This is a genomic window from Brachybacterium tyrofermentans, assembly GCF_039526165.1.
GTDB lineage: Bacteria > Actinomycetota > Actinomycetes > Actinomycetales > Dermabacteraceae > Brachybacterium > Brachybacterium tyrofermentans.
This window is the reverse complement of the sequence record NZ_BAAAIR010000104.1, coordinates 1-18,823: the sequence shown is the minus strand read 5'-3', so window position 1 is coordinate 18,823 and position 18,823 is coordinate 1. Positions and strand designations below refer to the sequence as shown.

16 protein-coding genes are annotated in these 18,823 nt (G+C 66.8%); 12 read left to right on the top strand and 4 right to left on the bottom strand.

What is annotated here, in order from left to right:
• The first annotated feature begins 115 nt into the window (after positions 1 to 115).
• The 8 genes from ABD093_RS19245 (at position 116) to ABD093_RS19210 (ending at position 10,371) form a co-directional block, all read left to right on the top strand.
• On the top strand, positions 116 to 1,069 hold the full coding sequence (locus ABD093_RS19245) for an alkaline phosphatase family protein (RefSeq protein ID WP_343926575.1): 954 nt from the start codon (positions 116 to 118) through the stop codon (positions 1,067 to 1,069).
• A complete protein-coding gene (locus tag ABD093_RS19240; protein WP_343926573.1) occupies positions 1,066 to 2,268 on the top strand; it encodes a M14 family zinc carboxypeptidase in 1,203 nt (400 codons plus the stop codon). Before ABD093_RS19245 ends, ABD093_RS19240 begins: the two co-directional genes overlap by 4 nt.
• A 257-nt stretch (positions 2,269 to 2,525) precedes the next feature.
• The gene (locus ABD093_RS19235; RefSeq protein ID WP_343926571.1) at positions 2,526 to 3,857 is read left to right on the top strand and encodes an ABC transporter substrate-binding protein; all 1,332 of its coding nucleotides are present in this window, start codon (positions 2,526 to 2,528) and stop codon (positions 3,855 to 3,857) included.
• 1 nt (position 3,858) lies between these two features.
• Entirely contained in the window at positions 3,859 to 4,836 is a 978-nt protein-coding gene (locus ABD093_RS19230; protein WP_343926569.1) for a carbohydrate ABC transporter permease, read from the top strand.
• On the top strand, positions 4,829 to 5,743 hold the full coding sequence (locus tag ABD093_RS19225; protein WP_343926567.1) for a carbohydrate ABC transporter permease: 915 nt from the start codon (positions 4,829 to 4,831) through the stop codon (positions 5,741 to 5,743). The genes ABD093_RS19230 and ABD093_RS19225 overlap by 8 nt, the downstream gene beginning before the upstream one ends.
• Positions 5,740 to 7,179, top strand: a complete 1,440-nt coding sequence (locus ABD093_RS19220; protein WP_343926565.1) for a hypothetical protein — start codon at positions 5,740 to 5,742, stop codon at positions 7,177 to 7,179. The genes ABD093_RS19225 and ABD093_RS19220 overlap by 4 nt, the downstream gene beginning before the upstream one ends.
• 8 nt (positions 7,180 to 7,187) lie before the next feature.
• The gene (locus tag ABD093_RS19215) at positions 7,188 to 8,072 is read left to right on the top strand and encodes a MurR/RpiR family transcriptional regulator (protein WP_343926563.1); all 885 of its coding nucleotides are present in this window, start codon (positions 7,188 to 7,190) and stop codon (positions 8,070 to 8,072) included.
• 70 nt (positions 8,073 to 8,142) lie between these two features.
• Complete coding sequence (locus ABD093_RS19210; RefSeq protein ID WP_343926561.1) at positions 8,143 to 10,371, top strand: FAD-dependent oxidoreductase; 2,229 nt, start codon at positions 8,143 to 8,145, stop codon at positions 10,369 to 10,371.
• A gap of 149 nt (positions 10,372 to 10,520) precedes the next feature.
• Here the strand turns inward: ABD093_RS19210 and ABD093_RS19205 are convergent, their stop codons facing one another.
• The 4 genes from ABD093_RS19205 to ABD093_RS19190 are packed head-to-tail and all read right to left on the bottom strand — an operon-like array spanning position 10,521 to position 14,888.
• A complete protein-coding gene (locus tag ABD093_RS19205) occupies positions 10,521 to 11,837 on the bottom strand; it encodes a sulfatase family protein (protein ID WP_343926559.1) in 1,317 nt (438 codons plus the stop codon).
• Positions 11,838 to 11,839: 2 nt separating this feature from the next.
• Entirely contained in the window at positions 11,840 to 12,733 is an 894-nt protein-coding gene (locus ABD093_RS19200; protein WP_343926557.1) for a carbohydrate ABC transporter permease, read from the bottom strand.
• Complete coding sequence (locus ABD093_RS19195) at positions 12,733 to 13,635, bottom strand: carbohydrate ABC transporter permease (RefSeq protein WP_343926555.1); 903 nt, start codon at positions 13,633 to 13,635, stop codon at positions 12,733 to 12,735. Before ABD093_RS19195 ends, ABD093_RS19200 begins: the two co-directional genes overlap by 1 nt.
• Positions 13,636 to 13,640: 5 nt before the next feature.
• On the bottom strand, positions 13,641 to 14,888 hold the full coding sequence (locus tag ABD093_RS19190; RefSeq protein WP_343926553.1) for an ABC transporter substrate-binding protein: 1,248 nt from the start codon (positions 14,886 to 14,888) through the stop codon (positions 13,641 to 13,643).
• Between the two features lie 84 nt (positions 14,889 to 14,972).
• Between ABD093_RS19190 and ABD093_RS19185 the strand changes: the two genes are divergently transcribed.
• From ABD093_RS19185 to ABD093_RS19170, 4 genes are all read left to right on the top strand, one after another.
• Entirely contained in the window at positions 14,973 to 16,253 is a 1,281-nt protein-coding gene (locus ABD093_RS19185) for an ROK family transcriptional regulator (protein WP_343926551.1), read from the top strand.
• 111 nt (positions 16,254 to 16,364) lie between these two features.
• Positions 16,365 to 17,375: an adenosine deaminase gene (gene add, locus ABD093_RS19180; protein ID WP_343926549.1), complete on the top strand. Its 1,011-nt coding sequence runs from the start codon at positions 16,365 to 16,367 to the stop codon at positions 17,373 to 17,375.
• 43 nt (positions 17,376 to 17,418) lie between these two features.
• A complete protein-coding gene (locus tag ABD093_RS19175; RefSeq protein ID WP_343926547.1) occupies positions 17,419 to 17,715 on the top strand; it encodes a hypothetical protein in 297 nt (98 codons plus the stop codon).
• A gap of 318 nt (positions 17,716 to 18,033) precedes the next feature.
• Positions 18,034 to 18,768, top strand: coding sequence for a hypothetical protein (locus ABD093_RS19170; RefSeq protein ID WP_343926545.1), 735 nt, complete (start codon positions 18,034 to 18,036; stop codon positions 18,766 to 18,768).
• The last annotated feature ends 55 nt before the right edge of the window (positions 18,769 to 18,823 follow it).

Sequence of the window (18,823 nt, the reverse complement as noted above, 5' to 3'; positions counted from 1 at the left end):
ACCCTGGTGGGGTCATGGCGTCGAGTCCGAGGCGAGGTGGCCAGGGATGGCGCGGCGGGGACTGACGGACAGGCACGACTCCCATCCTCTACAAGAGGTGGAGAAAGGATTGACCATGCACCATCGCGGGGTAGAGACGAACGCCGCTGGCAGCCGACCCGACCACGGCCGTCTCCGGCCGAAGGTCCTCATCGTCGGCTGGGACGGCGTCCGCGACGACCGGGCCCGGCGGCTCGCTCCGCCGACGCTGAGCGGGCTGGCGGCGCGCGGCCGCTGGTGGAGCACGACCCTCCCGGACATCGATGTGGCGCCCACGGTGACGGCGGTCGGGTGGTCGACGATCCTCACCGGGGTCTGGCCCGATGCTCACGGCGTGATGGGCAATGAGGAGGAGCTGAATCGTCTCCACCGCTACCCCGAGCTGCTCACGACGGCGTTCTGCGCCCGCCCGGAGCTCCACGCGTACGGGGCGGCCTCCTCGCTGATCTTCGGCACGGACTTCGGCCCCGGCCCGCTCTTCGGCCCCGGAGTGGGCACGGTCGACTGGGTGGACCGCCGTGAGTACCCGGGGAAGTTCACCGAGACCGACCCGATCATCCAGGAGGCCGCCGAGCGTCACCTCCGGGACGAGGATCCCGACATCGCCTTCGTCTACCTCGGGGAGACCGACCAGATCGCCCACGAGCACGGGGTCGGTGCCGAGTACGACGCCGCCATCGGCCGACAGGACGAGCGGCTCGGGCGCCTGATCGCCGCGCTGCGGGCCCGCCCGTCCTGGGCGTCGGAGCAGTGGCTGATCATGGTGACCACCGATCACGGGCACCTCGACGAGGGAGGGCACGGGAAGGGGTCCTGGGAGGAGCGCCAATCCTTCGTCGTCGGCGCGATCCTCGGCGACAGCGCTCCCCCGGTCGGCGGCGTTCCCCCGGCCGGCAGCGCTCCAGTGACCGACAGCTCCGCGGGCTGGGCCGAGACGGCCGAGAACATCGACATCGCACCGACCGCGCTCGCCCACCTGGGACTGCCGCGGACCGCGCGGCACGCGGGGAAGGATCTGCACGCCCCGTGAGTACAGAGCACCCCGTGAACCCAGAGCATCCCGTGCAGGTGGATACGGGCTTCCCCGGTGGCAACGCGGTCATCGAGCGCGTCGAGGCCGACCGGATCGTGCTCCGTCCTGACCTGCGCGACACGATCGGAGACTGGTTCTACTGGTGCATCTGCGTGCGCGGAGCGCAAGGTCGGGACCTCACCGTGCAGGTCCGCCGTGACGGAGGCCCCGGGATCGGCGTCCGGGGGCCGGCGGTGAGCACGGATGGCGGGCACCACTGGACCTGGCTCGGAGCGGACTCCGTCTCCGGGGACGAATTCTCCCTGACGGTACCGGAGCACACCACCGAGCTGCGGCTGTCCTTCGGCATGTCGTACACCGCGGACCACCTCGAGCGCTTCCTCGCGGCGAACGCCGCGCACGGCGCGCTGGAGCGCGGACTGCTCACGCATTCGGAGCAGGGACGCCCCGTGGACCTTCTCCGTCTCGGGAACCTGCGCGGCGCCCCACCGAGGCGCGTGCTCCTCACCGGACGGCATCACGCCTGCGAGATGATGGCCAGCCACGTCTTGGAAGGTCTGCTGGCCCACGTGCTCGGGGGCGATGACGTGGAGGCACGCTGGCTCGCGGAGCATGTCGAGCTGGTCGTGGTCCCGTTCGTCGATGTCGACGGTGTCGCCCGCGGGGACCAGGGCAAGAATCGAGCTCCTCACGACCATGCCCGCGACTACGGGCCCGAGGGCGGGCTGTATCCCGAGACCCGGGCGATCCGGCAGCTCCTCGTGAACACGGGGCGTTTCGACGCCGTGCTCGATCTGCACTGTCCGAACGTGGCAGGCCCGACGAATCAGCGCGCCTACTTCGTCGGCTCCGAGGGCGCCGAGAACTGGGAAGCGGTGCAGCGGCTCGCCGCAGCTCTCGAGGAGGAGACCGCCACAGGCCCCCTGGAGTATCGGCGCGCCGACGATCTGCCCTTCGGCACCGCCTGGAACGGCCCCGCGAACTACCTCAGCCGCGACGGCCTCGAGACACCGCTGACCTCCCTCGATGCGTTCTGTGCCGACCACGGCGACATCGGAACGCACGCGGTGCTCGAATTCCCCTACGCGGACGCCCACGGCGCCGAGGTCAATACCGCCACTGCCCGCGCTTTCGGCGCCGCCCTCGCCCGGGCGCTCGCCCAACATCTTGCAGGGAACGGTGCTGGTCAGGGGTGAGCGATCGGCGCCTCGACAGACAGAAGAGTCGACAGACAGAAGAGCGAACCGCATCCGCTGGGAGTGATCGCCGCCGCGCCCGGTTCCCTGCTGCGGCGCGTCATGCCCGAACCCGAAGAGGCACCGAGGGCCCCAGTCGAGCTACCCACTGTATGTATATTTTTTTCATAAGGCCTTGACTCATGTCCGACTCTCTGTGAATCTTGTGCAGCACGTCACCTTCACCCCATACGCAACGACGCGTCGGAGGACCGCACATGCAGAGCCGTCCCACCCCACCCCCACGACATCGACCCCACACCTCGATCTCCCGCCGCAGCTTCGCCGGCCTCGCCGGGGCCACGGCCGCTACGGCGCTCGCCGGCTGCGCCTCGCAGGACACCTCGAGGGACCTCGACACCCTCCAGGTCTGGGGAGGCGTCCCTCCAGAGAATGGTCCGCAAGCGCTCGTGGACCATTTCATGGAGGAACACCCCGATCAGAAGGTGGTCTACACCCGCTTCGTCAACGACGACCGCGGGAACCTCAAGGTCAACACTGCCCTCCAGGGCGGCGTCGACATCGACGTCTTCTTCACCTACGACTCCTCGAGCTTGGCGATGCGCTCCTCTTCAGGGATGGCCGCAGATCTGGGAGACCTGGTGCGTTCCACCCCTGAGCTCGAGCCGTTCCTGGACACAGCGGAGCCGAAGGCGCTGTTCGACGGCGACACGGTCACGGCACTGGCCACCACGAAGGAACCGAACGTCCTGCTGTTCAACGAGTCGATGCGGGAGGAAGCGGGCCTCGAGCTGCCGGATGCCTGGGACCTCGAGGAGTACCTCGCTGCGGTCCGCGCCCTGACCACCGAGGACCGCTACGGCACCTACAAGCTGCCGGATCTCCCCCGCATCGAGCTGGGCCCGAACTACTGGTATGCGGACGACGGCTCGAATTTCGAGGACCCTGCATTTCGTCACCACTTCGAGCTCTCAGCCCAGATGATCCGCGACGGCCAGATCTTCCCCTGGTCGCAGGTTCTCGCCCGGCAGATCGAGGCCTACCAGCAGAACAACTTCATCGCGGGGGACTTCGCGATCTGGGGCACCGCCCCATTCAGCCTGCGGTTCCTCAACGACTCCGAGCAGTACCCGCACGACTTCCTCACCGCCTGCGCGCCGATGCCGACGGTCGACGGTGCTGACTGGAACAGCGGTGTGTACGGCAATCACATCCAGATCAATGCCAAGAGCCCCAAGCAGGAGCTCGCCCAGGAGTTCGTGAAGTTCTGGCTCCTGGACGGCGCTGCAGACATGGCTCCCGGCGGCAAGATCCCCACCCTCGACAACGTCGACCACGAGATCCTCCTCGAGGCGATCCTCGGCGAGGGCATGGAGACCTACTTCGACGTGGAGTCCTTCCGTCGCACCCTGTTCGAGAACGACCCCAAGCTGCTCGCGGACACCGACCTCACCGCGGTCGCCGAGATCACCCAAGTCTACGAGCAGCAGCGGGACGTCTGCTGGTTGCTCGAGCGCTCCCCCGAGCGGGCGATCGACACGATCCATGCCGACGCCGACGCGCTCATCCAGCGTTTCCGGGAGGACTGAGATGACGACCGCTTCCACCACCCCGCCAGTCTCCGAATCCACCGCTCCTGCATTCGCCTCACCATCCGTCACCCGGAGGCGCCGAACCGGCCGCGCACCGTCGGACCCGAAACCTCTGGTCGGCTGGCTGTTCATCGCCCCCAACCTGCTCGGCGTCCTGCTGTTCACGGTCGTGCCGCTGGTGTCCGTGGTGGCGCTCTCCTTCACCACGTGGAATCTCGTCTCCGGTCTCGAGGGGATCGAGTTCGTCGGGATAGACAACTTCCTCTTCGTGCTCCAGGATCCGACGTTCTGGCGCAGCCTGCTGATCACCGTGGTCTATGCCGGGGTAGCCGTACCGCTGACCCTGGGCGTGGGGCTGCTGCTCGCGATGGCGCTGAACCGCGACGTGCCCGGGCGAGCCCTGCTGCGCGCCTGCTTCTTCATCCCGTACATCGTCAACGTCGTGGCGATCGGAATGACCTGGATGATGCTGCTGGACCCGTCGGCCGGACTGCTGAACCAGTTCCTGGCGAACTTCGGCGCAGAGGCGCTGCCCGGCTGGTTCGCGAGCTCCCGCTGGGCGCTGCCGGCGCTGATCCTCGTGACGATCTGGGCCCAGGCCGGGTACGCGTGCCTGATCTACCTCTCGGCCCTGCAGGACGCCCCCGAGCAGCTCTACGAGGCGGCACGGATCGATGGCGCCGGGCGCTGGCGGATGTTCCGCGCGATCACCTGGCCGTCGCTGCTGGCCACCACGGTGTTCCTGCTGATCACGCTGTTCGTCGGGATCTCGCAGAGCTTCGGGATGATCGCGCTGATCACCAACGGCGGTCCGGGGGCCTCGACCACCACGCTGTCGTTCTACATGTACCAGACCAGTTTCCAGTTCTACCGCTTCGGCTACGCCTCGGCAGTGGGCCTGGTGACGTTCCTGGGAATCTTCGCGCTGATGCTCGTCATGTGGCGCCTCCAGCGAGGGAAGGCCCTCCATGACTGACACCCTGCATCCCACCCGAGGCACCTCGACCGGTCACGTCGATCCGCGGACGGGCACTGCCGCCCGCGATGCCCTGCATCGTCGCCGGCGCCGCCTTCGCCGTTGGGCCTGGGGCATTCCCCTGTGGATCCTGGCCCTGCTGTTCCTGTTGCCGTTCGCCTGGATGATCTCCACCTCTCTGAAACCTGATGTGGAGGCGTTCTCGGTGCCGATGCAGTGGATACCGGACGACTTCCGCTGGGCGAACTACACCGAGGTGCTGTTCGGCGAGGGCTCGATCCTCCCGGCGTTCGGGAACTCCGTCTTCGTGGCGCTGCTGCGAGTGCTCGGCGAGCTGGCCACGGCGACGCTGGCCGGATATGCGTTCGCGAAGCTCCACTTCCGCGGGAGGAACGTCGTGTTCATCGGATACCTCGCCACCTCGCTGATCCCGGCGCAGCTGCTGCTCGTTCCGCGCTTCGTGTATTTCCAGCAGCTGGGTCTGTACGACTCCCTGTGGGCGCTGATCCTGCCGGGGATGTTCACCGTGCTGGGCACGTTCCTCATGCGGCAGTTCTTCGTGAGCCAGCCCGGCGAGTTCGCGGAGGCCGCGCGGCTCGACGGCGCGAACGAGTTCCAGATCTTCTGGCGGATCTATCTGCCCAATGCCCTGCCGATGATCAGTGCGCTGGCGATCCTCACCTTCGTCTGGTCCTGGAACGACTACGAGTCACCGCTGGTGTTCCTCTCCAGCCCCGAGAACTTCACGCTGCCGCTCGCGCTGACGAACTTCACCGACGAGACCGGGGCCATGGCCCCGGGGATCGCGATGGCCGCCGCTGTCATCTCGATCATCCCGATCCTCGTGGTGTTCCTGATCTTCCAGCGTCGCTTCGTGCAGGCGATGACCGAGAGCGCTCTGAAATGACCCCCACCGATCTGTTCACCCGCCCCACCCCCTCCAGGAGAACTCCCCCGATGTCGTCCCTCTCCACCGTGTCCGGTGTCGCCCCCTCGCTCGCCCAGATCGGAGATTTCGGGCCGCCGCGCACCGAGCTCGGCGTCGGCGCCCTCATGCCGTACAACGGCGCCCTCTACGTCCAGAACTACAACTCCCACCGCGCCGAGACCGGCACCGGGGTGAGCCTGCGCCGCATCGAGGAGGACTTCTCCATGAAGAAGGTCCCCGAGGCGATCGGCGTGGACGGCACATTCACGAACCGCCTCGTACATTTCGAGACCGGTTCGCTGGTCATCGGCCCACACGTGATCGAACCCGATCACACCGTGCACACGGTTGACGAGCTCGCACAGCACCGACTCTGCGGCACCGCCCGACACTTGACGCGACCGGAGTCACACGTCTACGTGCTGACCATGGAAGGCCTGGTTTTCGAGCTGGAGCTCAGCACGCGAGAGGTCGTGCTCCTCTGGGATCTGAACGAGGAGCTCGCCACTGAGGGCGAGTGGAAGGTCCACTACAAGGACTGCTACAGCGCGCACGGCCGTCTCGTCGTCTGCTCGAACGAGTACGGCGAGGCCGACTGGGCCGGGACGCAGAGCCGGGGCCGGCTCGCGGAGTTCGACGGCACGACCTGGCGGATCATCGAGCACAAGCCCTTCACCGCGATCGGCGGGCGCGGCGACTTCACGGACACCATCTTCGCCACCGGCTGGGATGCGGCCTCCGCGATCCTCGAGGTGTACACCGCGCGGGACGATCGCTGGACCCGCTACCGCCTCCCGAAGGCCTCGCACACCTTCGACCACAAGTGGCAGACGGAATGGCCCCGCATCCGAGAGACCGAGCACGAACGCCTGCTCGTGGACCATCACGGCATGTTCTACGAACTCTCCCCCTGGGCGTACGGAGGCCGGATCTGGGGGCTGCGACCGATCTCCACCCATCTGTGGGTGCTCGGCGACTTCTGCTCCTGGAAGGGCATGCTGGTGCTCGGGGCGGACAACGCCTCCCCCAGCGGCGGCAAGAACGTCACCACCGCGGAACCCCAATCCGGGCTCTGGTTCGGCAAGACCGACGACCTGTGGGGATTCGGCAAGCCGTCCGGGTGGGGCGGCCCCTGGTGGCGGGAAGAGGTGCATGCGGGTGAGCCGTCGGACCCCTACCTCATGACCGGATTCGACAACAAGTGCCTTCACCTGGAGAACCACGGGAAGGCCGCCGTGACCTTCGATCTCGAGGTGGACATCCATGGCGACGGGCACTTCCGGCGCAGCCAGCGCCTGACCGTCGAGCCCGAATGCCTTGTCACCCACGTGTTCCCCAGCGGATTCAGCGCCCACTGGGTCAGAGTTGTCGCCGACGCCGACACCACGGCCTCCGCCCAACTGTTCTACACCTGAGAGCGATCATGACTCACGAGATCCCTTCCGTTTCCTTGCCCGTGCTGCAGACCCTGCGCGACGCGCTCCCGGACCTGACCCCCACCCTGCGACGTGTGGCGGAAGAGATCCTCGCTGATCCCCTCGCCGCAGGGTCCACGAGCATCACCGCGCTCGCCCGCCGAGCCGGCACGAACCCCACGACGGTCTCGCGTCTTGCGCCGCGCCTGGGGTACTCGGGCTTTCCGGAGCTTCGCAGTGCGATCGCGCTCGAGAACGGGCGCAACGCCCAATCCGGCTGGGAGCGGGATATCGGAGGGGAGATCTCGCCAGAGGAGCCCGCTGTCGATGTGCTCGACATCCTCGCCGGCACCGCCGCCCGCGCCCTGAGGGATGCCGTGTCCGGGATCGATGTGGCGCGCGTGGAGCAGGCGGCCAGGGCGATCGCGGGCGCCGAGCGGGTGCACCTGTACGGGGAATGGGGCGATTCGGTGGCGCTGCGCGAGATGCACATGCGTCTCCAGCGCATCGGGGTCGCCGCCTGGTTCCTGGACGCAGGGCCCGTGACGCTGCACGCGGTGTGCAACACGCTCACCGCGCAGGACGTGGTGGTGGTGCTGAACCGCTCCGGGGAGGACGACGTCACCGCACGGCTGCTGCGGGAGGCGAGTGCGCGGGGCGCGACCACTGTGGCGGTGCACGGTATGCCGGGCTCCCCGGTGGCTGACGAAGCCGATATCAGCGTGTACTCCGGGATCCGTAACGGTGAGGTGTGGACGAGCTACTACTCGGGCCGCGCCAGCGACACCCTCGTGACCAGCCTGCTGTGGGTGCTGGTGGCCCAGTACCGCTCAGCGGACAACTCGATGCGCTACTTCGACGACGGCATGCTGGGCGGCCGCCGCCGCGGCTGACTGCGGGCACGGACCATCCGTCCGACTGCTCGACGACATAGAACCCACCCCTGGGAAAGGACGATCCATCGTGATCGAGGAGACCATCCACACCGACATTGCTGTGCTGGGCGGAGGCCTGGCCGGGATCTGCGCCGCGATCGGCGCTGCCCGCCGGGGCAGGCAGGTGGTGCTCGCCCAGAACCGGCCCGTGCTCGGCGGGAACTCCTCGAGCGAGGTGCGGGTGTGGGTGTGCGGGGCGACCGCTCACGGCATCCACCAGTTCGCCCGTGAGACCGGCCTCATGGGCGAGCTGTTCGTGGAGAACCAGTACCGCAATCCTGAGGGCAACCCCTACTACTGGGATCTGCTGCTGCTGGAGACGGTGCAGGCCGAACCCAACATCACCCTGCTGCTGAACACCGACGTGACCGAGGTGGGGGCCGACGGGCCGGACGATGCCCGCGTGATCCGCCGGGTGACGGGCTGGATGAGCGGCTCCGAACGCCGGATCACGATCGAGGCACCCACCTTCATCGACTGTACGGGCGACGGACTCGTGGGGTACCTGGCCGGCGCCGAGTACATGACCGGCCGCGAGCCCCGCTCCCAGTTCGGGGAGTCGTGGGCACCGGACGTGCCGGACCAGAACATGCTGGGCAGCACGATCCTGTTCTATTCGAAGGACGTCGGTGAGCCGTCGAAGTTCGTGAAGCCGGCGTTCGCGATCGACGTGCAGGCCACCGGGATCCCGCAGCATCGCGTGATCCGCCAGGACATGAAGGGCTGCGCGTTCTGGTGGGTCGAGTGGGGCGGCGAGCTGGACGTGGTGCACGACAACGAACGGATCCGCGACGAGCTCCAGGCCGTCTGCTACGGCCTGTGGGACCACATCAAGAACTCCGGCGAGTTCGACGCGGAGAACCTCACCCTGGAATGGGTGGGCTCGGTGCCCGGTAAGCGTGAGTACCGCCGCTTCGTGGGTGCACACGTGCTCACCCAGCAGGACGTCCTGGAGCAGACGGAGTTCGAGGACCGTATCGGCTACGGCGGCTGGTCGATCGACCTCCACCCCTCCGGCGGCGTCTACGCCACCGAGCCCGGCTCGAAGCACTGGCATCCCGACGGGAACTACCACCTCCCGCTGCGGATGCTGTTCTCGAAGAACGTCACGAACATGTGGATGGCCGGCCGCAACATCTCCGCGAGCCACGTCGCCTTCGGGTCCACGCGCGTGATGGCGACCTGCGCCGTGCTCGGCGAGGCAGCCGGGATCGGCGCGGCGCTCTCCCAGGAGCTGGGCGTGTCCGCGTCGGCGCTCGCGCACGAGCACGTGGCGGATCTGCGCCGCGCGATGGTGCGGGCAGACGCCTCGGTGCTCGGGGTGGAGAACGACGATCCTGTGGATCTTGCCCTGCAGGCCGACGTGCGGGCCTCCTCCACGAAGCAGACGCTCGCCTCGACGCAGAGCGCGGGCCTCGTGCCACTCGTGGATGACCTGGGCCTGGTGCTGCCGGTGGATCCGCTGCTGGGCGGGCTCGATGTGCTGGTCGACGCGGAGACGGCGACCACGCTGAGCGCGTCGCTCCACGCCACGTCGACGCCGCAGAACTACCTGCCGGCCCGCGAGATCGCCGCAGTCAGTGTGGCTGTGGAGCCCGGGCGCTCGTGGGTGCACCTCCCGCTGGCTTGGGAACCGGAGACCGCGCAGAACGGCTTCGTGATCCTGCACGCGAACGCGGAGCTGGCCGTGCACCGGGGCTCGTGGGTAGAGCCCGGCACGGTGACGATGATCCATCGCGAGATGCCCGAGAACGAGCGCTACACCGAGCAGTGGCGCGCGTGGAAGGAGACCCTCCACGGCAGCGGCATCTGCTTCCGCGCGAGTGCGCCGACGGACGCGTTCCACCCCGAGCAGGTGCGCGGCGGATACGCGAGGCCGTACGGCGGGCCGAACGTGTGGGTCTCCGAGCCCACCAGCGAGGATCCGCAGCCGTGGATCGAGCTCTCCTGGCCAGAGCCAGTGCAGATCGGCCGCGTCGAGGTGATCTTCGACGCCGACGTGAACGAGGACCTCATCAACCTCCACCATCACCGCACCGACGCGGAGGTGATGCCGACGCTGGTACGGGATGCTCGGGTAGAGGTGCGATCTGGCGGGGCCTGGCGCGAGGTCGCGCGAGTTGACGGGAACCGGCAGCGTCGGTGGTCAGCAGTCCTCGAAGGTCCTCATCCTGTGGACGCACTGCGTCTGATCATCGAGAACGTCGCCGGAACCCGTAACGCACGAGTGACTGCGGTGCGCGCCTACCTCGACTGATACGACGAATCCGTTCCACACGCGGCATCCAACCTGTGACAGGAAGCAGCAACTCGCCGAGGAGATCGATGTCGGGCGTCCGTGAACGGGGTGCACAATGACTGCCATCGCGAGGTTCCAACCCTGTGCGACGAGGTTCAGTGCACCAGTCAGGCCGATTCCAGCTCGCGCGACCACGTCGCCGCGGAGGCGCGATACGCCGCGAGATCCCGTTCGAGAGCGACGACGACCTCCGGAGCCTCGGCCGAGATGTCGGTGCTCTCCTCGGGGTCCCCGTCGAGGTCGTAGAGCGCCCGGTCCACGACGGCCGGCGGATCCATGCCTTCGCGAGCCTCGACCACGAGCTTGTGCCGGCCGCGTCGCACCGCATACTGGCCCTCGTAGGTCCAGACGAGCGGCCTCTCTGCCACGTCGGCCGCCGCGCACAGGGCGTCCAATAGCGAGACTCCGTCGACCTCCGACATCTCCGGGGCGGTGCCGTCGACGGCATGGAGGACCGTCGGGAGCACATCCATCATCAGTCCGGGCTGGTCGAGCTCGGAACCGGCAGGGATCCTGGCGGGCCAGGAGAGGAGTCCGGGCACGCGGATCCCCCCATCGAACACCGAACCCTTGGACCCGCGCAGCCCGCCTGACGAGCCGCCGTCGTAGGAGACCTCCTCGCCGTCGAGCCAGTTCCGGCTCTCGCGGGAGGGTCCGTTGTCCGAGGACATGAGCACCAGGGTGTCGTCCCGGGTGCCGCTCTCCTCGAGTGCTCGAAGGATCTCGCCGACGGCGTCGTCCATGGCCGCGATCATCGCGGCGGTCTCCCGCCGACCCTCTGGGAGGCCGGCGACTCGCTCCATGTGCTCGGCCGGCGCGTGCATCGGATAGTGCGGGGCGTTGAACGGGACGTAGCAGAAGAACGGGCCGCTCGGTGCGGAGCGGGTGATGAAGTCAGCGGCTCGCTCTCCGATGACGGTCGTGAGGTACTCACCGTTCCGCCAGACCTCGTCGTCGTCCGACCAGAGATCGTGCACGGGGTTGTGGCCGCCCCAGTAGAAGATGTGGGAGTAGTAGTCGACGCAGCCGGCACGGAACCCGAAGGTCTCCTCGAAGCCGTAGTGGCTCGGGGCGTACGCGGCGTCGGCTCCGAGGTGCCATTTGCCGAACAGGCCGGTGCGATAGCCGCGATCACGCAGCTGCGATGCGAGTGTCGCCTGAGCGGGGAGTCCCGGGGTGTGCCGGGTGCCGCCGAGGATGGCTTCGACACCGGCGTGTGCCGGATATTTCCCCGTCAGCAACGACGCCCGGGACGGTGAGCACACGGGCGAGTTGGAGTACCACTGGGAGAGCTTCGCCCCGTCACGGCACAGGGAGTCGAGGTGCGGGGTGGGGATGTCGTCGGCTCCGAAGCAGCCCAGATCGCCCCATCCGAGGTCATCGGCGTAGAGGATCACGATGTTCGGGCGTCGGGGGTCGTTCATGGTCACTCCTTCACGGCTCCTGCGGTCATGCCGGCCACGAGCCGGCGCTGCAGGAGGGAGAACAGCAGGATCGTGGGCAGGGCGGCGAGCACCGAGGCGGCCATGACGACGCCCCAGTCGGTGCCGTATTCGCCGAAGAGACCGGCGATGCCCACCTGCACGGTCTTGAGGGATTCGCTGGTGAGGAAGATCTGGGCGAAGAGGAACTCGTCCCACATGGCGATGAAGGCTGTCACGCCGACGGTGACGATGCCCGGCCACACCAGCGGAGCGATCACGCGGGTGATGACGGTGAGCGTGGAGGCTCCGTCGATCCGTGCCGCTTCATCCAGCGTCCTGGGGACAGCGTTGAGGAATCCGGTCATGAGCAGAGTGGCGAGCGGCGTGGTGATCGCGACGTAGACGATGATCAGCCCGCCGAAGGAATTGAGGAGGCGGAGCTCGGCGAAGAAGAGGTACACCGGGGTGATCAGCACGACGAACGGCAGCAGCTGAGTAGCGACCAGCGCGATCATCACCACCGGCTTCGCCCGGAAGGAGAATCGGGACAGGGCGAAGCCCGCGAGAACCGAGATCGCGACGGTGATCACCGAGCCGACCACGCACACGAAGATGCTGTTGGGCAGGTAGCGGCCGAAGTTCGTCTCGTCGAAGAGCCGGGTGTACGAGTCCAGGCTCAGGCCGGAGAACACGTTCTGCCAGGTGACCCCCTGAGAGATCTCCTGGACCGGCCGCAGCGAGCTGTACAGCATCCAGATCACGGGGAAGACGATCACGATCAGGACGAGTGCGAAGGGGATCAGGAACAGCAGATCCTTCGGACGTCTGCTCTCTCGGGAGTGGTGTCGTCGCCCAGCTCGCGTTGCGGCAGGTTCGACGTGCTGGATCGCGGCCATCACGCCTTCTCCTTTGTCGAGGTCACGCGCATGTACACCACGGCGAAGATCGCCATGATCACTGTCATGAGCAGACCGATCGCTGCGCCGGCGCCGAGCTCGTTGTCGAAGAACGCTGCGCTGTACAGCTCGGTGGCGAGCACTGCTGTGTAGTTGCCCGGGCCGCCGCCGGTGGTCAGCCAGACGTAGACGAAGTTGTTGAAGGTCTGGATCACGGTCACCAGGACCACGATGGTCAGCACCGGCCGGAGGTTCGGCACCGTGACGCTCCGCCACGAGGCCCACCTGCCTGCACCGTCCACCTCGGCGGCCTCGTACTGCTCCGCGGGGATCGACTGCAGCCCGGCGACGAGCACCATCACCACGAACGGTAGTTCGCGCCACACGATGATCGCGATGATCGACCACCACACCGTGCTGGTCTGGGCCAGGAAGGGGATACCGCCGTCGATGATCCCCAGGCCGGTCAGAGCCTGGTTGAGGACTCCGGAGTTGCCGTCGAGGATCCATCGCCAGGCAGCGATGGCCACGACCTGGGGAACCATCCAGGGGATGAGGATGATGGTGCGCGAGACTCCGCGCAGCTTCCACCGCCGCAGGATCGGGGACTCCAGCGCGAGCGCGAGAGCGAGGCCCAGCGCGATCCGCAGGACGACAGTCATCGCAGTGAGCCAGAAGACGGTGTTGATGGCGGCGTTGGGCAGGTCGCCGCTGCTCCAGAGATCGGTGAAGTTCTCGAAGCCGACTGGCTCGGCGTCCCCCGGAGACTGGTACGGCGACAGGCTCTGGAAGGCCAGGACCACGTTGTATATGGAGGGGATCAGGAACAGCAGACCGACGACGAGCAGCGCCGGGGCGCTGAGCAGGTACGGCTGCAGTGCACGAAGTCGCGTGCCACCCATGTCGCTCACTCCTCCAGTCCGCTGGTCAAGGTGCTGATGATCTTCTGCGCTGCGACGGTCGGCTCGGACTGCCCGGAGTAGACGGCAGAGAACTGCTGATTCACGAGCTCCTGGAGCGAGGCGATCGTGATCGGCGCGTCGGCGTATCGGGCGAAGGACTCGGAGTGGGGCAGCTGGTCGATGAAGCCCTGCTCCGCGGGATCGACGTCGACCTGCTGGAGAGTCGTGGCGGAGGCTGGGTACTGCGGGTAGTTCTCGAAGGTCTCCGGACTGCGCAGGAACTTCACGAATTCCCAGGCGGCCTCGGAGTCTTCGCAGTTCGCGTTGATCCCGAGCGCACGCCCGCCCAGGTGCGTGGCGCCGTCCTGGAGTCCGCAGGGCATCGGGGCCGTCATGAGCTCGCCATCGACGTTCTCGCGTGCTGCGCGGAAGGCCGCCGGGGGCATGAAGGTCATCGCGCAGCTGCCGTCATCGAGCGCCCCGACGATGCTGGGGTCCCCGTAGTCGGTGATCGCCTGCATGGCCGTCGGGGTGATCCCCCCGGCGAAGAAGCCGTCAAAGTACTCCATCGCCTCCACGAGCTCCTGCTCGCTGACGCCCACCGACCATTGCTCTCCCTCGGCGCGGATCAGCTGCGAGCCGTGGGCCCAGAGGTAGTAGTTGATCGGGAACCACTGGGCGCTGGAGAACTGCGCACCGGCGGGGAACACGAATCCGCTGACGTCACCGCCGGAGTCCTGGGTGATGCGCGCGGCCATATCGGCAAGCTCCTCCCAGTCCTGCGGCGTCTCGGTGGCGCCGAACTGCTCGAGCACATCCGGCCTGTAGACGAGCGCCATCGTGTCCGCAGTCCATGGGACCGCCCACATCGACCCGTCGTAGGTCGTCATATCCGTGGCGAGGAGGTCACCGTCCGCATCGGACGGGGCCGCAGCCATGAGGTCGTCGAGCGGGGTGAGGATGCGGGGCTCTGCCATGAAGGAGACGTCAGTGAAGGCGAGCTGTGCAATGTCGGGGCCGGAGCCGGAGTTGGCCTCGCGGGCGAACTGCTGCGGGTTGTTCGGGGAGAGCGTCTCCATCGAGACGCGGTAGTCGGGGTGGTCCGCGTTCCAGATCGTGATCGCGTCGGCCAGGCCCGACGCTTGGTCGGCCGGGTCGAACTGTCGAAACACCCGCTCCCCCTCGGCGCGGCTGGCGCAGCTCGCCAGAGGTGCAGCCATCAGGCCTGCCGCCAGCATCGTTCGTCGTCTCATCACCAGGTCTCCTCCTTGAGCCTCAGTGCGCGCTAGTAGACATGATCAATTTGACTAAGTCAATGGGCGTCGTAGCATGCGGTCATGACATCGCCGTCCCACGACTCGACCACGGAGAGGCCGGATCGCCGCGGGACGAACCTGCCCCGCGTCGCCGGATACAACCAGGTCCTGGTCCTCGATCTGATCCGGAGATTCCCGGGCGCGAGCCGCAGCGATCTGGTGCGCCGCACCGGGCTGACGATGCAGACGCTGTCCAACATCTGCCATCGCCTCTCGGCGGCCGGCCTGATCCGCGAATCCGGTCGGATCCAGTCCGGGATGGGCGCTCCCCGCATCGTCTACGAAGTCTCCCCTACCGGGCGCTACTCGATCGGCCTGCACATCGACCCGGCCCGGCTCAGCTTCGAGTTGCTTGACCTCGCCGGGAACAGCGTGCACAACCTGACCGTTCCGACCCCAGCGGCACCGGGGCCTTCGCACTTCTTCGATGTCATCGAGACGCAGATCGGCGTTCTGCTCGAGCAGTCGGGGGTCGCCCGCGAGCGGATCGCCGCCGTCGGTGTCGCGACGCCCGGACCTCTCGATGTCGAGCATGGTTCCGTGGTGGGCCCTCCCCAACTTCCCGGGTGGGGGACCGTGCGGCTGCGCGACGAGCTCGAGCAACGGCTCGCACTGAGCGTCGTCGTGGAGAAGGACAGCACTGCGGCGGCGATCGGGGAGATCTGGAGAGCCCCGCGGGGCACGGAGAACCTCGCGTTCATCTACCTGGGGAGTGGGGTCTCTGCCGGCCTCGTCCTGGAGGGGACAGTGCTGCGCGGCTCCGGGCGCGCAGCGGGGCGCCTCTCTCACCTGGGGAACATCGGGCACCTGACCGCCGATCCCGAGGGGGAGCTCTGCGCCTGCGGGGGACGGGGCTGCGTGTCGGTCTCCTCCCTGCCTTCCCGCATCATCGAGATCGCCATGGAACGCGGTGCGGTTTCCCCTGGAGTCGACACGGACGACGCGCGCGCTGTCGAGACCGCCCTTGCCACGCTCTCCCAGATGGCGGAGCAGGAGGGAGATGCCGCTGCGACGGCGATCCTCGAGAACGCCGCCCGTGGGTTCGCGAGGGTCGGCATGCAGCTCGCGAACCTGCTCGACCTGGACAGCATCGTCTTCGGCGGCCCGCAGTGGCCGGCTTTCGCGACCGCCTGCCTGCGCATAGCGCCGACGATGGTCAACGAGCAGTACATCGCCCGCAGCGACCACGAGGTCACCGTGCGCGGCACAGCCATCGGAGGGCATGTCGGTGCGGTCGGAGCGGCTTCCCTCGCCATGTCGGAGACGATGTTCGATGCCCCGGCGCAGCTGTATCTTCGGTGACCGACCTGCTCAGCCGCGAGGGCCCGTTCCCTCGGCCTTTCACCGTACGCGCAGGTCGGAGCGCGTAACGTGAATGCCGAAGAATGTCCCCGGCGAAGGAGATCGACGACCATGGCCAGCATCGACCGCGAGTTCATCGACTCCCTCCCCAAGGCGGAGCTGCATCTGCACATCGAAGGCACGCTCGAGCCGGAGCTCAAGCTCGAGCTGGCCCGTCGCAATGGCGTGGACATCGGGCAGTCGACGGTCGAGCAGGTGCGCGCCACCTACTCGTTCACCGACCTCACCAGCTTCCTGTCCGTCTACTACCCGGCCATGGAGGTCCTGGTCACCGAACAGGACTTCCACGATCTGACCATCGCTTATCTGCGCCGCGCGGCGGCTGACGGGGTCGTCCGCGCCGAGATCTTCTTTGACCCCCAGGCCCACACCAGCCGCGGGATCGCCTTCAGCACGGTGATCGACGGTCTGTGGTCCGCCGTACAGGAAGCCCCGTCGCTCGGCGTGGACGCCGCCCTGATCATGTGCTTCCTGCGCGACCACAGCGCAGAGTCCGCGCGCGAGACCCTGGAGGCCTCGCTCCCCTACCGCGATCGGATCGTCGGCGTCGGCCTGGACTCCGACGAGCGCGGAAACCCTCCGGAGAAGTTCGCCGAGGTGTTCGCCGCCGCGCAGAACGCCGGCTACCGGATGACCATGCACTGCGACATCGATCAGGAGCAGTCGATCTCGAACATCGCGACCGCCCTGCACACCATCGGCGTCGAGCGCATCGACCACGGCACCAACATCCTCGAGGACCCGTCACTGGTCGCCGAGGCGAAGCAGCAGGGCATCGGCTTCACGTGCTGCCCCGTCTCCAACTCGTTCGTCACCAATCAGATGAAGGGCGCCGAGATCACCCAGCTGCTGCGGGAGGGCCTGAAGGTGTCCATCGCGTCCGATGACCCCGCGTACTTCGGCGGCTACGTCGGGGGCAACATAGCGGCCCTCGCCGAGGCGCAGCAGCTCACCCGCGACGAGGTGGTCCAGCTGGCCCGCAACTCGCTCGAGATCAGCTGGGCCGACGACGCGCGGAAGCAGGAATGGCTGCGGCAGCTCGAGGAGATCTCCGCGCGCTGATCCGGGCAGGGATCCCCGCTCGCTCGCCCGAGATCCGACCCGCGTGACCTGCGTGGGGACCGTGCCGGACCTCGCGACGTCGGCGGCACTCATGGGGTGGGCTGTCGAGGTCGGAGAGGGCACATCGGCATGGACTCCCGGCACGGAATCCCAGACCGTCTCCACGTCGACCAACGGGGCCAGCGAGCGGGTGCACGTGATCCACAACTGGTCGTGGGAGCCGAGCGTGTTCACGGTTCCCGGGGCTGTGCGGGCCGCGGTGAGCGGAGAGGAGCTCGCGGAGGGCACCGAGTTGAAACTTGGGGCGTGGGACGCGCGAGTGGTGATCGAGAAGGCGTGAAGTGTAACGGCCGTAAGTGCTCGTGGTGGCCGACCCGGGGCTGGCCACCACGAACACGCACAGTCGGTTCAATCTCATCAGATCGACGTCGGTCCACATTCGACTCCGATACGATCTCTACAACTTCAGAGCGCGGCAACCGTCGGCGAGAAAGACATGAGAACCTAACCCCATAGCACATTCAACACAGTAGAAGCACGGGAGAGCCCAATGGTACCTCAAGCTGCAAATTCAAACCTAGTGTGGCATTACACAAACGCCACAGGACTGCTTGGAATTGTGCGAGATCGCGAGTTGTGGGCTACGCACTCACGCTTCATGAACGACAAACTAGAGGGCTCCGTGATGCATTCTGCTGTCAGGGATTTCTTGTCCAGCGAGAAGAACCTGACTTCCTCACAGCTAGCTATGATTGAAATGCAGTTCGGATTTCTAACTTCGAACATGTATCCCCACAGCACCAGAGTCCCTCAGGGGAACATGTTTCTGCTCTGCGGGTCGCGAGACAACGACGCTTTGACCCTCTGGCGCAATTATGCAAGAGAGGCAGTGAGTTTTGCGGTCGGGCTAAATCCCGAAACCCCTCTAGGGATCATCCGGACCGACCACTCACTACGGAACCGCTGGAGCGACATTGTCCGCTGGAACGACGTGAAGTACACATCCGCCTTCAGTGAGCTGCCGCCACAAAATGTAAACCCCCTTCGGGAAGCCGCACAAAGCGAGGATCCCGGGGATCAGATTGTACGCATTTCAATGGAGTTACAGCGAACACTCTCAGGGATAAAGCATAGCGCATTTGAGGACGAGCGCGAGACGCGAATTGCCTTTTTTGATGACAGTACCAGCGATTGGAACTTTCGTGCTGGGCGATTTGGGCTTACTCCATACGTCAGAGTGGGCACCTCAACGCAATGGGGCAATTACAGCGATGGATCCCCTAAGTTGCCCATCGAGGCGATTCGCGTGTCTGCAAATGCTTCCGAAGCAGACATAATGGCAGTCCATGCACTTCTGGAGTGTTACGGGCTCTTCGCGGTTCGTGGTGAATGACCCTGCTGTGGCGGGTATTCACGCTACGGTTCTCGCGGCGCTGGTGAGCAGGATA